This is a genomic window from Agarivorans sp. Z349TD_8 (assembly GCF_050870825.2).
Taxonomy (GTDB): domain Bacteria; phylum Pseudomonadota; class Gammaproteobacteria; order Enterobacterales; family Celerinatantimonadaceae; genus Agarivorans.
This window is the reverse complement of sequence record NZ_CP194037.2, coordinates 2,679,490-2,692,771: the sequence shown is the minus strand read 5'-3', so window position 1 is coordinate 2,692,771 and position 13,282 is coordinate 2,679,490. Positions and strand designations below refer to the sequence as shown.

General features: G+C 46.0%; 10 protein-coding genes. 9 read left to right on the top strand and 1 reads right to left on the bottom strand.

What is annotated here, in order from left to right; genetic code table 11:
- Nucleotides 1-28: 28 nt before the first annotated feature.
- Together ACRRS1_RS12125 and ACRRS1_RS12120 are read left to right on the top strand one after the other, a co-directional pair.
- Complete coding sequence (locus ACRRS1_RS12125) at nt 29-2,437, top strand: beta-glucosidase (RefSeq protein ID WP_432467729.1); 2,409 nt, start codon at nt 29-31, stop codon at nt 2,435-2,437.
- A gap of 109 nt (nt 2,438-2,546) precedes the next feature.
- The gene (locus ACRRS1_RS12120; RefSeq protein WP_432452923.1) at nt 2,547-3,041 is read left to right on the top strand and encodes a GNAT family N-acetyltransferase; all 495 of its coding nucleotides are present in this window, start codon (nt 2,547-2,549) and stop codon (nt 3,039-3,041) included.
- A gap of 138 nt (nt 3,042-3,179) precedes the next feature.
- Here the strand turns inward: ACRRS1_RS12120 and ACRRS1_RS12115 are convergent, their stop codons facing one another.
- The gene (locus tag ACRRS1_RS12115; protein WP_432452924.1) at nt 3,180-5,186 is read right to left on the bottom strand and encodes a methyl-accepting chemotaxis protein; all 2,007 of its coding nucleotides are present in this window, start codon (nt 5,184-5,186) and stop codon (nt 3,180-3,182) included.
- A 616-nt stretch (nt 5,187-5,802) separates the two neighbouring features.
- Here ACRRS1_RS12115 and ACRRS1_RS12110 point away from each other — a divergent pair.
- From ACRRS1_RS12110 to codA, 7 genes are all read left to right on the top strand, one after another.
- Nucleotides 5,803-6,645, top strand: coding sequence for a TOBE domain-containing protein (locus tag ACRRS1_RS12110; protein ID WP_432467731.1), 843 nt, complete (start codon nt 5,803-5,805; stop codon nt 6,643-6,645).
- 21 nt (nt 6,646-6,666) lie between these two features.
- Nucleotides 6,667-7,446, top strand: coding sequence for a molybdate ABC transporter substrate-binding protein (gene modA / locus ACRRS1_RS12105; protein WP_432452926.1), 780 nt, complete (start codon nt 6,667-6,669; stop codon nt 7,444-7,446).
- Nucleotides 7,447-7,505: 59 nt separating this feature from the next.
- Complete coding sequence (modB, locus tag ACRRS1_RS12100; RefSeq protein WP_432452927.1) at nt 7,506-8,180, top strand: molybdate ABC transporter permease subunit; 675 nt, start codon at nt 7,506-7,508, stop codon at nt 8,178-8,180.
- Nucleotides 8,177-9,253, top strand: coding sequence for a molybdenum ABC transporter ATP-binding protein (modC, locus tag ACRRS1_RS12095; RefSeq protein WP_432467732.1), 1,077 nt, complete (start codon nt 8,177-8,179; stop codon nt 9,251-9,253). The genes modB and modC overlap by 4 nt, the downstream gene beginning before the upstream one ends.
- 273 nt (nt 9,254-9,526) lie before the next feature.
- Entirely contained in the window at nt 9,527-10,783 is a 1,257-nt protein-coding gene (gene codB / locus ACRRS1_RS12090; RefSeq protein ID WP_432463117.1) for a cytosine permease, read from the top strand.
- A 1-nt stretch (nt 10,784) separates the two neighbouring features.
- On the top strand, nt 10,785-11,969 hold the full coding sequence (locus ACRRS1_RS12085) for a PucR family transcriptional regulator (RefSeq protein WP_432452931.1): 1,185 nt from the start codon (nt 10,785-10,787) through the stop codon (nt 11,967-11,969).
- A gap of 7 nt (nt 11,970-11,976) precedes the next feature.
- Nucleotides 11,977-13,221, top strand: a complete 1,245-nt coding sequence (codA, locus tag ACRRS1_RS12080; protein WP_439035995.1) for a cytosine deaminase — start codon at nt 11,977-11,979, stop codon at nt 13,219-13,221.
- The last annotated feature ends 61 nt before the right edge of the window (nt 13,222-13,282 follow it).

The following is a 13,282-nucleotide window of genomic DNA, read 5'->3' as shown; positions in this document are numbered from 1 at the left end:
AAGTTTGAATTAGTTATAAGGAAAATATATGAACTCTTCCTCGTATTTGTCATCGGTGGCCGCTTGTATTTCACTATTTTTTATTTGTTCTTCGGTCTCCGCCAATCTGTATCAATTACCAGCCTCAGCTGGTGCGGCAACATCCGATCTAAATGGCAATGGGCTTCTTGAGCCCTACGAAGATACTACGCTGCCAGACGAGCAGAGAATAGATGATCTTATTTCGCGAATGACTTTGATTGAAAAAATTAACATGTTAACGGGGACTGGCTTTAGTGTTGGGGCCTCTGGAGGTTCACAAAAAGTACCGGGCGCTGCGGGGGAGAGTTATGCCCTTAAGCGATTTGGAATTCCTTCCATAGTATTTGCCGACGGTCCCGCTGGGTTACGTATTAAACCAACGCGAGAAGACGACCGCAAAAGCTACTATGCTACGGCATTTCCTATTGCAACGGCTTTAGCTTCAACTTGGGACCCTCATCTAGTGGAGCGGGTGGGGCAAGCAATGGGCAACGAGGTGAAAGAATATGGGGTTGATGTATTATTAGCTCCGGCGATGAATATTCAATTAAATCCTTTGGCGGGACGAAATTTTGAATATTACTCTGAAGATCCCTTAGTGAGCGGCACGCTGGCGGCGTCGATGGTTAACGGGGTTCAGTCACAAGGCGTTGGCGCAACCATTAAGCATTATGTTGCGAATAACGTAGAAACCAGCCGGATGGTACTTGATGCTAAAATTGGCGAAAGGGCAATGCGCGAAATCTATTTGAAAGGTTTTGAATTGGCTATAAAAAATGCCTATCCATGGGCCGTTATGAGTTCATATAACAAGGTGAATGGGACCTATACTTCACAAAGTTTTGACTTACTTCATTCGGTGCTGCGAGGGGAGTGGGGATATACCGGTATGGTCATGAGTGATTGGTTCTCGGGAGATGATGCTGCGGAACAGGCAGCGGCGGGGAATGACTTAATTATGCCCGGGATCCAGCCCGATAGGGATGAAATAAGCAAGGCGATAGAGCTTGGCAGATTAAGTGGAGCGGAGTTGGATCGAAATCTGAAGCGGGTACTACAATTGGTATTTCGTTCACCATCAATGCAAAACTATCAATACAGTGATCATCCCGCATTACTTGAGCACGCACAGCTTGCGCGTCAGGCGGCGGCTGAGGCTGTGGTTTTACTAAAGAATGCCCACCAAGTGCTCCCCTTTAGTAAAGATATTCAGCAGATAGCCGCTTTTGGTAATACTTCTTATGATTTTATCGCTGGAGGCTCTGGCAGCGGAGATGTGAACGAGGCTTATACCGTGTCTTTGGTTGAGGGCTTAAACCAGCATCATTTAGTTGTCGATGCTGAGCTAGCGGACATCTATCAACGCTATGCAAAACAACAAAAAGCCAAGCGAATCAAACCGAAAACGATGTTTGAATTAGTACCGCTCATCCCTGAAATGCCAATTGATCCAGCCTTAGTTGAACAAAAAGCAAAAACTGCTGATATCGCCTTAATCACCTTAGGTCGGAACTCCGGGGAATTTCAGGACCGAGAATTGAGTGATTTTAACTTATCTCCCTCGGAACAAGCGTTGATCACTCAGGTATCCAAGCATTTCCATCGGCAAAACAAGAAAGTTGTGGTGGTGTTAAATGTGGGCAATGTGATTGAAACCGCCTCTTGGAAGGATAAAGTTGATGCAATTGTTTTGCCTTGGCAGGGGGGGCAGGAAGCAGGCAATGCGGTGGTTGATGTGCTCAGTGGTGAGGTTAATCCTTCTGGCAAGTTAGCTGTGACATTTCCGTTAAAATATCAACAGCTTCCTTCAGCAAAAACCTTCCCTGGTAAAGCGACTAGTGAACAAATCGTGATGGATCCTTACTTAAAATTTGCATTAGGTATGCCTTCAGAAATTCAATATAACGAAGGTATTTATGTGGGTTATCGTTATTTTGACAGCTTCGCTCAAGATGTCTCTTTTCCTTTTGGTTACGGTTTGTCTTATACCAATTTTGCATACGGCAATGCGAAACTAAATCGCGCTACTTTTAACGGTGAAATCAAGGCTTGGCTTACGGTTACCAATACAGGGGAACGAGCTGGAAAAGAAGTGGTTCAACTTTATGTCAGCGCGCCTCAAGGTCAGTTAGAAAAACCGCAACAAGAGTTGAAGGCTTTTGCTAAAACGGTGTTGTTAGAACCTGGCCAATCACAAACACTGAGTTTTACTTTAACTGCTGAGCAACTCGCTTCGTTTGATGATTTTGGTTCGCAGTGGCTGTTGGAAAAAGGGGAATACCTGTTGGCCTTGTCCAGTTCCTCTCGAGAACGAAAACTGAGTTTACCTTTCTTCGTGGATCACACCCAGCCTTTAGGGCATCAATTGCTAAGCCTTAAACCTCGACATGAGTTAAAGTTATTGAATCAACAGTAAAATACCATCTCCTCGCAGCGTAGTTGTGAGCTTTAGTTGTGAGGTTTAGTTGGACGCTTCCGTTTTGGTACGGTGACTGATACAGTGCCATCTCGGAGGTAAATTAAATATGCAAATCAGAGCAACCACCTACGCAGATTTCCTGATATTTTGGCCAAGCTTCCAAAAAATAGTCAGTGATCGGCAAAGCTATGCCTTTGACCCAGATATCAATATTGAACAAGCTTATGAGCTGTGGTGCCTTAGCCCACTTAAAAGTTATGTTTATGAAGAGAATGGCCATATCTTGGGTACTTACTATATAAAAGCCAATGCCATGGGGCCGGGCAGCCATGTATGTAACTGCGGTTACATGGTTGCTGAACTTGCCCGTGGTAAGGGGATCGCGGCGTTGTTGTGTTTACATTCACAGCAAGTTGCTTTAGATCTTGGCTTTAAAGCGATGCAGTTTAACTCTGTTGTGTCGACGAATGAGGTCGCGGTGCGCTTGTGGAAGAAATTGGGTTATCAAATTTTAGGTACGATACCTCAAGCTTATCTCCACTCTGACCAAGGCTATGTGGATAGCTACATTATGCATAAGCTGCTAGTTCCGCTGAATTAGTCTGCTCGTCAACGGTTCGAATCATCATTAATGGTGATGGCTATTGATGATGCTTAGCTGCTCGCTTGAGAGAAGTTCAGATTTTAAAAATAAAAACCAACCCGCCTAAGCGGGTTAGTGGGGCGCTAGTCTGGTGGTTTATAGTTTATAACGGTCGACTAGTTGTTGTAGCTGGTTGACCTCTTGACGAATGCTTTCGCTGGCTTGACTGGCTTCTTCGGCAACTTGTAAGGCCGCATTTGCGCCGTCGGATATTTGCACAATATTGTGTTCAACTTCATCCATCACCTTGCTTTGTTCCTCGATTGCGCTAGCAATATTGGTATTGAGGTCGACCACTTCATCCACCCGCTCGGTGATATTATTAAAGGCTCCACGCGCCTCTTCCGCTTGCTCCACACCACTTTGTGCTCGATTACTGGCATTGGCCATAGCGTTCACCGAGCTTAGTGATCCAGACTGTAAGCCTTCGATCATCTTTTGTATTTCATCAGTAGACGTTTGGGTGCGACTGGCTAAGGTACGAACTTCGTCAGCAACTACGGCAAAGCCGCGGCCCTGCTCGCCAGCACGTGCAGCTTCGATGGCGGCGTTAAGCGCTAATAAATTGGTTTGTTCGGCAATGTTGCTAATTACATCAATCACACTGCCAATCGCATTGCTTTGTTGTTGTAGCTGACTTAATGAATCTGAAGTGGTCACCACTTCCTCATTAATTAGGCCAATCGTGGTGATTGTACCGCCAACGATCTCTTGCCCATTCACCACCGCTTGTTGCGAGGCGAGCGTTGAGTCTGCCGCTTTGTTCGCGTCTTCGGCCATGTTATTGACGGTCGCATTCATTTCGGCAACCGCAGTCGCCACTTGCTGAGTTTCTTGTTGCTGTTGATTAATCGCATCACGCACGGCTTGTGATTTATCACCAATTCGCTGAGTTGCGTTGAGCATTTCCAGAGAGCTGGCGGTCACTTGTTGCAGTAGATGACGCAAGGCTTGCAGAGTTGTTTTGTAATCTTGAGCAATATCGGCCAGCTCATCTGAACCATGAACCACTAAATCTGCGCTTAGATCACCTTGGTTGACTTTACCGGCCACTAAGCGAATTTGTTTCACGGTACGTTTGACGGAGAGGTAAGCACCAATCATGAAATAAGCACAGACGAGCAGGATCAGGCTGAGTGCAACCAGCAGTACAATCCGTTTATTTTCGGCATTATACTTCCGGGCGGTGAGTTCTTCACCGAGATAACTCATGGATGCCGTCGCCAGTTGTTCTATATTATCGAGGCTGAGTTGAGTGCTTTGGAAAACCGCCTCGGTATTGGTTTTTACCTGCTGGTCTTTTAGGATGTTATCGCGAATTAATGAGATGCTCGCACCGATAGATTCAACAGACTGTGTCGCTTGGTTGCCGAGCTTTTCCTGGAAAAGTGGGTCATGATTGCCTAACAGGGTTAGGGCTTTTTGCATATTTTTTAATTCTTCGTTGGCCAGGTCGGTTCTAAAGTTGAGATCAGCATTGCCTTCGGCATCTAGGATCCCAAAATCGGCGATGTCGCCGCCTTTATCTCTAAGTCTGGCGATATTACTTTGTAAAATAGGTAGATTATTTACTGAGACAGCAATCAGGTAATAACTGGTGACTTGGGGGTCTCGTGTTAATCCACTGTCGGCACCAATACTATGAGTCAATCCTCTGATATCACTTAATAATGCTTCGTGTTCGACTAAGAGATCATTTAAGGAACCATGCTGCTTGCCTTTTAACGCCAGCCATTGCTGTTGAACTTGTTGTAATTCTGTTTGATGATTTTCTGACATCATGGATGCGAGTTGAGCAAAAATACCATCAATGGACTGGTCGAGTGAAACGAGTTTTTCAGGCTCAAACTCTCTATCCATTGATTTTAAAGTCATCAAGTGTTGATGTTGCACGATCGAGGCTGATAATTCGGGGATTTTACTGACAAGTTGGTAACCGGAGAATTCCCGTTTCGCAGACTCAATATCTTCGTTCATGGTTAAAATAAGGGAACTAAAGCCGTAGGCGATAGGTACTAAAAACAAACAAGTCCATAATAGGAATTTATACTTAAACCCGATGCGGTCACTCAGATAGACCGCCGGGGAAAAAAAACTTCCCATGAAACTCTCCTTTTTTTGCAGCAAAATATGTTGTGTTAATTCTGTATTATCGGCATTAACTTAAAATAGTTTATGCCATTATGAGTGGTGTTTGCCTAGCGCCATTTCATTTTTTATCAGTATAATCGTTTGAAAAACAAACAATAAATAAAATCATAGCCAAAGGTGTTGATAGTTTAAGCCAAGCGGCTCAGATCTAAATAATACGCTTAGACTAACACAGTTCACTTTTTTTAAACTAAATCGGAATCACTGAGGTTAACGGTATGGTGATTTATGCTGGGCTGTTGGCTGAATCATAAACCACTAGGATTCGATCGGTAAAGTGGTCCGCTGATTGGTTTGCCGCTGGACCTAGACCTTGCGGGAGTATTGGACGGTCTATTTCGTCGTATAACTTACAATATAGCGAATTTTGTTGTTACTATGACAAGCCACGGAACCTTTGGCTATCAATTATTTCCATTATATACAATGCCTTAGAACTTACTTACTGAGTGGAATTGGACTTGCAGTAAAACGCTAGAAGAGTCTTGAGCGGTGATTCACTTCATCCAAAAGACTTTGGTTTACAGCACGAAAATATGTTTAACACTAGCGTTATATAGGTGAAACTATGACGGAATCAACAAAGTCAGTCATCACCCAACCCTTGTTGGGGAAAATAAAACTGTGTAGTGAGTTAGGGCCTTTTCTCAGTGATAGCCGGATCCGTTTATTGGATGGCATTCAACAGCACGGCTCATTAAGTGCGGCGGCTCGCGCCTTACCCATGTCTTATAAGGCTGCCTGGGATGCCTTAGATGCAATGAATAACCTGTCTGAGAAGGCTTTGGTGATTAAGCAAAGCGGCGGTAAGAATGGGGGGGGAAGTGTACTAACCGAATATGCCAAGCGCTTAATCGCCTTACATAAGGCGCTAGAGTTAGAATACCAGCAGGCCTTCGAGCAACTTAAACCGCAGCTGAGTCAACCTCTGAAAATTAGCAATCACGAAGTGGCACACTTTCGTCAATTGATGCGTCGCTTGAGCTTTCGCAGCAGCGCACGTAACCAATTATTTGGTCAGGTAGAAGCGATTCAGCTGGGGCAAGTTAATTCGGTGATAAAAATAGCCGTATCGGAGCATTTAACTGTCACTGCCATGTTGAGCTGTGAGTCCATGGAGTGTTTAGGTTTGGCGCTGGGCTCAGAAGTGCTGTGTTTAATTAAAGCGCCGCAGCTGATGCTCTATCAAGGTGAAGGACTTAAGGTGGCGGCTGACAATCAGTTTACGGGACGGGTATCGCGAGTTATTCGTGGGGCGGTGTGCGACGACATTAGTATTGAGTTAGCCGACCAAAAAACGCTTGCTGCAATGGTTCCTAGTGAAAGTGCAGCGAATTTAGATTTAACCGAAAATACTGAGATTAAGCTATGTTTCTCTGCGTCTTCGGTCATTGTGTGTTGTTATGGATAAGTTGTCAACGGAGCTTTCATCATGAAATATAATATGAGCATTTTTAAAACAATGACCTTGGTTTTTAGTTTTTTGTTAGGTCAAACAGTCGCCTTTGGGGGGCATGCCGAAGGCTTAAAAGTGGCGGTTGCTGGCAATTTTTATAAGCCGCTACTACAAATAGCGGCGCGGTATCATCAAGATACGGGCCATCGGCTGCTTATTTCCACCGGTTCTACCGGCAAACTGTATGCGCAAATTCGTAATGGAGCGCCCTTTGAGTTTTTTATGGCGGCCGATCAAGTTCGACCGAGTCAGCTGGTTGCCGAGGGGATGGCGCTGGCCGACAGCCAATTTACCTATGCCCAAGGACGTTTAGTGTTGTGGTCGAATCAAAATGATTTGGTGGATCAACAAGGCAAGGTATTAAACAATTTTCAGTTACCTTATTTGGCGATAAGTAATCCCAAAACGGCCCCCTATGGCGCTGCCTCGGTGACCGTATTGAAAAACTTGGAACTATATCAACAATTACAGCCTAAATTGGTGGAAGGTCAATCGGTAGGACAAACCTTTCAGCAAGTGAGTTCAGGGGCTGCGCCTTTAGGTTTTGTGGCGCTTTCTCAGGTATATGTTGATGGTGAAATCAGCCATGGTTCGGCGTGGATTGTACCAAGTGACTTATATCAAGCGATCAAACAAGATGCGGTGATCCTTAAAAAAGGCGAGGGGAATCCTCAGGCCAAAGCGTTTTTAAGCTACCTACAAACACCACCCATTCAAGCCTTAATTAAAAGTTTTGGTTATCAAGTGAATGAGTAAGTAGAAATGAGCCTTGTCGCTCGAAAATGTTGGTATTTCTAAATGAAGGATAGTTGTCGATGACTGATTTTTCGGTGGTGTGGTTAACCTTGAAGTTAGCCGCCGTAGTCACCCTCATTTTGCTATTGTTGGCGACGCCCTTGGCATGGTGGATGGCACAAACCCGTTCGCGTTTCAAACCCATTGTGGGTGCCTTGTTCGCCTTGCCTTTGGTATTGCCGCCGACGGTGTTGGGATTTTACTTATTACTTGCTTTGGGGCCTAATGGCACGGTTGGCAAGTTGTTTAATGCTCTCGGTTGGGGCAGTTTACCGTTTACCTTTACCGGTATTGTGATTGCCTGTGTGATCCACACTTTTCCGTTTGTGGTGCAACCGCTGCAAAATGCCTTTGAAGCGATAGGGAAGCGGCCTTTGGAAGTTGCAGCAACCCTACGTGCCGGACCGATTGCCAGTTTCTGGCAAGTGGCTTTTCCGCTGGCCCGTCCAGGTGTATTTGCCGCCGCCATTCTGGGATTTTGTCACACCATCGGTGAATTTGGCGTGGTGTTGATGATTGGTGGGAATATCGCTGGGCAAACGCGCGTAATGTCGATAGAAATTTATAATCATGTGGAAGCCTTAGAATACAGCCAGGCCCATTGGTTAGCTGGTGGCATGTTGGCTTTCTCTTTTATCGCTTTGCTCTTAATTTACAGTCTTAATGATGCCGCGCGGCGGAGGGTCATGGCATGACACAAATACAAGTTCGTTTTGTGGCCGATCGCGGCGACTTTTGTTTAGATGTCAATATGACGTTTCCCAGCCAAGGAGTGACCGTATTATTTGGGCCCTCAGGATCGGGCAAAACCACCTGTTTACGTGCCATGGCGGGGTTAGAGCGACTACCTCAGAGTTACTTTGCAGTGAATGGCGAAGTCTGGCAGGATCATCAAATGGGACAATTTGTGCCGACTTATCAACGTGACATCGCTTACGTTTTTCAAGAAGCCAGCTTATTTCCTCATCTGAACGTGCAACAAAATCTGCTCTTTGGTTATAAACGTTTGTCTGCAGATAAACAGAAGTTGGACATTGGCGAAGTCTCTGCGCTGTTAGGCATTACCGAACTCTTGCAACGTCACCCTCGAGCGCTATCGGGGGGCGAGCGACAACGGGTGGCTATCGCAAGAGCCTTGCTCACCTCTCCCAAGTTATTGTTAATGGATGAACCCTTATCGGCCCTCGATCTCAGTTTAAAACAAGAGATCATGCCTTATTTAGAGCGTTTACATCAACAGCTGGCGATCCCCATCGTTTACGTTAGTCATTCGCTGGATGAAGTCGCGCGTTTAGCCGACCATGTGGTGGTTCTCAATCAGGGCAGGGTAGTGCTGCAAGGGCGCCTCGAAGAAGTGATGCTGAATGAATTATCTGGTCCACTATTTAGCGGCCAAACTAATACCTTGCTTACAGGGCGGGTGGTCGCGAATCATGAGCATGGTTTAACTCAATTGACGGTGAATGGCTTAGCTTTTTATTTAGTCGGGCAAAACTGGCAGCCTGGAGAAACGGTGCGCTGTCGGATCAACGCTCGCGATGTCAGCATTTGTCGAGTGAAGCCGCAGCAAAGTTCAATTTTAAATGTGTTTCCTGCCGAAGTGCAGAGCATTCATCCGGGGCTAAGAGCGGGAGAGTGTTTGGTGAAAGCAAAACTGAGTTCTTCACAGCTCGTTCAAGCGTTGATTTCGGAATATTCAGTGGCGCACTTACAATTGAAACTCCAGCAGCAAGTTTGGTTGCAAATTAAATCAGTGGCTATTTTGTAGCTTGCCAAGCTAGCGCTGGCTGATAAGGAAACCACCATCGATGCACACTTTTTGGGCAAATTTGGTTTGAATTGGTGCTTGGCGGGGTGCTGCACGCCTGACTTCATTGTTGCGTTGAGTATCGTCAGTCCTTCCTTTGTGCATTTGGTATATTTTCTTTGCTTGGCTTTGCTCGCCGTGCACAGTTTTTAATATTTGGATTTAGGCACTACTTATGGCACAGCTCTTGATACTTATTCGCTGAAGGGATCACTTATATTCAGGAGATACAGCATGAGTCAAACAAACGATTTTCCTTTATCAGCTGTGCCAGATGACCAACGAAAAGGTCTTTGGTCGATGGCCTCAGTTTTACTCGGTTTTACTTTTTTCACCGCAACGATGTGGGCTGGTGGTAGCTTAGGTGCTGCATTTTCCTTCTCCCAGTTGCTGGTTATTATTGTGGTGGGTAATCTGCTGTTAGGCGCCTACGCCGCAGGGCTAGCCTATGTCGCCTATAAAACTGGACTAAACTCGGTGCTATTAGGACGATACTGCTTTGGTTTGAAGGGCAGTATGTTGTCAGATTTTGTCTTGGGTTTCACTCAAGTGGGTTGGTATGCCTGGGGCACTGCGACTATTGCGATCGTATTGGTTAAATTGCTGGCTTTGCCAGAGAGTTTGACCATTCCTTTGATGGTGGTATTTGGTTTTGGTTTTTGTATCACCGCCACTATTGGTTATAAAGGCATTGAGTTATTGTCTAAGGTGTCGGTACCTGCCATGTTGGTGTTTATCGCACTGTCTTTGTATCAAGGCTTGATTGATGTCGGCGGCTTGAGCGAGCTGATTGCGGTTGAACCCACTCAGGCGATGCCGATTGCCGCTGCGATTACCATGGTATTTGGTACTTTTGTGAGTGGCGGTACCCAGGCGACCAACTGGAGTCGCTTTTCCAAGAGTGGCAAGATCGCAGTGTACACCACACTGGCTGCGTTTTTTGTGGGCAACGGTTTAATGGTATTTGTTGGCGCCTTTGGCACCTTAATTTATCAGCAGGCGGATGTGGTGGATGTATTGGTGGCGCAAGGCTTTATGCTGGTGGCAATATTGATGTTGTTTACTAATATTTGGACCACTCAAGATAACACGATTTACAATTTTGCTGCTGCGGGGTGCAACTTATTGCGAACAGATAAACGTCGCTTAGTCACCGTAGGTGGCGCCGCCATTGGTACTTTGCTGGCCATATTTGGGATGTATAATCTATTGATTCCTTTCTTGATCCTGTTAGGAACCTTTATTCCACCGATTGGTGCGATTATCATGACTGATTTTTGGGTGAAGTATAAGGCTGCGCCACCCGCCTTGGAGCAGGTTAATTTACCGCAATTTAATCTACAAGGCTTAGCCGCCTATGTCGTGGGTTCGGCTGCTGCCTATTTCTCTCCATGGATTGCGCCTTTGGTGGGGATTGTGGTGGCAAGCGCCTTCTATAGTCTGTTGGTGTTTATTGCTTCGGCTCAACCGAGCCTTGCTAAAGAAGCTTAATGTGGCCTTAAAAGTTAGTGAGATCACCGCTATCGCTGGATTGGAAGCCTTTGTTCTTCGAGCCGGTGCTGGTGGTGCAGACAATTCAGTTCGTTGGCCCTATGTGGCAGAAAACCTCGAGGTAGGTCCTTGGCTACTCGGCGGTGAGTTGATTTTTGTTACCGGGATCAATTTGCAACGCAGTGTTGAAGATTATCAGCAGCTAATTGTAGAGGCTCAAGCTAAGTACGCGGCAGGTATTGTGATTTTGACCGGCTCGGAATTTATTCCTATGATCCCTGAGGCAGTATTGGCCTTTGCCGAACAACGTGATTTTCCGTTGTTTGAGCAACCCTATAGTTTGCCGATGGTGAAGGTCACCGAGCTTATTTGTAATCGGATTATCCAAGCTGATCTGGCCGAACATTCTCTGCGTTGGTTTTTAAGCCATGTGATCGAGTCCCCTCGAAAACTACCCGCTTTAGCTCGGCAACGGGCCAACAGTCTTGAACTTGATTTGCACCAGCCACTGTTAGTGGCTTTGGTGCTGCCCATGGTGAGCGATGATGTCGACTTAAGTGCTTGGGCCTTTAGCTTGAACCGTCAACTGGAAGCTTATCCCCATCGTTTGCCTATTTTAGAGTATCAAGATGGCTGGTATTTGTTTCTGGCAAATCCTGAGGGCTTGAACCACGAGCAACAAATTCACTTGTGGAGCGAACTTGCGACACAGTTAGCGGCGGCTCATCTTAATTGTGCTTTAGGGGTGAGTGCGAGTCCTCAGGGGATAATTCATTTAGGTTTGGCGGCGCAGCAAGCCAAACAAGCTGCTCAATTTGCCCGTAATAGTGCGCGCCAAACGGTGTTGCATTATGCCGATCTCGGTATCAATCAAATTTTTTCTGCGGTGGACAATCATGAGTTGTTAGCCGATTTTTGCCGCCAGCAGCTGGGTCCTTTGTTTGCCAATCGAGAGCCGCAGGCGAAACTTTTAAAACACACGCTAGCAGTTTATTTTGAAAACCTATGTAGCGCCCGACAAACGGCGCAAAGTTTAGGTATTCATCGTAATACCCTGCAGCATCGTCTGCAAAAGTTTGAAAGCTTAAGCCAGCGGCAACTAAACAATGCGCAACAGCGTTTAGCGCTACAAAATGCGCTGATGATGGAAGCCTTGATTTTAGATGAGAACAATCACTATGGATGATCATCCGATGAAAATTATTAATGCTCGGCTACGTGGCCAAGAATCGCTATTTAGTATCAGCATTCGTGATGGTTGCTTTAGCCAAATAGAGCAACAACAAAGTACCCTAGCGATCAGTGCAGGTAGTTATGATGCTAAGGGAAATCTTTGCTGCGCCCCCTTCGTTGAACCACATATTCACCTCGATGCAGCCCTCACGGCAGGGCAACCCAATTGGAATATGAGCGGAACGTTATTTGAGGGGATCGAACGTTGGGCCGAGCGCAAACCGATGTTAAGTGCCGAAGATGTTGAGCAAAGGGTGCTTAAAACAGTCGAACTGTTGGTGGCCAATGGCGTGCAGTATATTCGTACCCATGTGGATGTTACCGATCCGCAGTTAGTGGCGCTAAAAGCGATTGCTAAGCTCAAGTCTCGTCTTCAAGATAAGATATTGTTGCAAATCGTGGCGTTTCCTCAGGAAGGTATTTGGTCTTATCCTAACGGTCGCGAGTTAATGCTACAGGCGTTGGAAGAGGGCGCCGACGTGATTGGTGGGATCCCGCACTTTGAATTTACTCGTGAATACGGGGTGGAATCGATGCGTTGGGTGATAGAGTTGGCGCAGCAAACCGGTAAATTGGTCGATGTGCATTGTGATGAAATTGATGACGATGCGGCGCGTTTTCTGGAGGTTCTCGCCACCGCCGCCTTGGAAGCCAATATAGGACCACGGGTAACCGCCAGTCATACCACTGCCATGCATTCCTATAATAACGCCTATTGCTCCAAGCTGTTTCGCTTACTAAAAATGTCGAAAATCAATTTTGTTTCTTGTCCAACCGAGAGCATTCATTTACAAGGTCGTTTCGACAGCTACCCCAAGCGGCGTGGTATCACTCGGGTTAAAGAACTACGTGAAGCCGGTTTAAATGTATGTTTTGCCCAAGACTCTATCCAAGATCCTTGGTATACCCTTGGCAACGGTAAGCTGTTGCGGGTATTGGACTCGGGGATCCACAGCTGCCATATGATGGGCTACAGTGAACTTCAAAACTGTTTAGATTTGATCACTGATAATGGTGCAAGAACCCTACAGGTAGAAGATGAATACGGTATTGAGCTGGGCAAACCAGCAAATTTCATCGTATTAGAAGGTGGGAATGATGTCGAGGTCTTGCAAAAGCAAGGCGAGGTATTGTTGTCGGTGCGCCAAGGTCAGATCCTAATTGAGCGCAAACCTGCCGAGCTGCTGCAATCACCGACTTTTTGAAGCTGTGGTTTAGAGACCGTATTGGTCACTAGACGCTGTCGTTTGCAATCACCGAGCTACA

Bases quoted from the DNA above. Each gene is read 5' to 3' on its own strand.
- modA (WP_432452926.1), top strand. From the start codon at position 6,667: ATGAAATATAATATGAGCATTTTTAAAACAATGACCTTGGTTTTTAGT.
- codA (WP_439035995.1), top strand. From the start codon at position 11,977: ATGAAAATTATTAATGCTCGGCTACGTGGCCAAGAATCGCTATTTAGT.
- modB (WP_432452927.1), top strand. From the start codon at position 7,506: ATGACTGATTTTTCGGTGGTGTGGTTAACCTTGAAGTTAGCCGCCGTA.
- ACRRS1_RS12115 (WP_432452924.1), bottom strand. From the start codon at position 5,186: ATGGGAAGTTTTTTTTCCCCGGCGGTCTATCTGAGTGACCGCATCGGG.
- ACRRS1_RS12120 (WP_432452923.1), top strand. From the start codon at position 2,547: ATGCAAATCAGAGCAACCACCTACGCAGATTTCCTGATATTTTGGCCA.
- ACRRS1_RS12125 (WP_432467729.1), top strand. From the start codon at position 29: ATGAACTCTTCCTCGTATTTGTCATCGGTGGCCGCTTGTATTTCACTA.
- codB (WP_432463117.1), top strand. From the start codon at position 9,527: ATGAGTCAAACAAACGATTTTCCTTTATCAGCTGTGCCAGATGACCAA.
- modC (WP_432467732.1), top strand. From the start codon at position 8,177: ATGACACAAATACAAGTTCGTTTTGTGGCCGATCGCGGCGACTTTTGT.
- ACRRS1_RS12110 (WP_432467731.1), top strand. From the start codon at position 5,803: ATGACGGAATCAACAAAGTCAGTCATCACCCAACCCTTGTTGGGGAAA.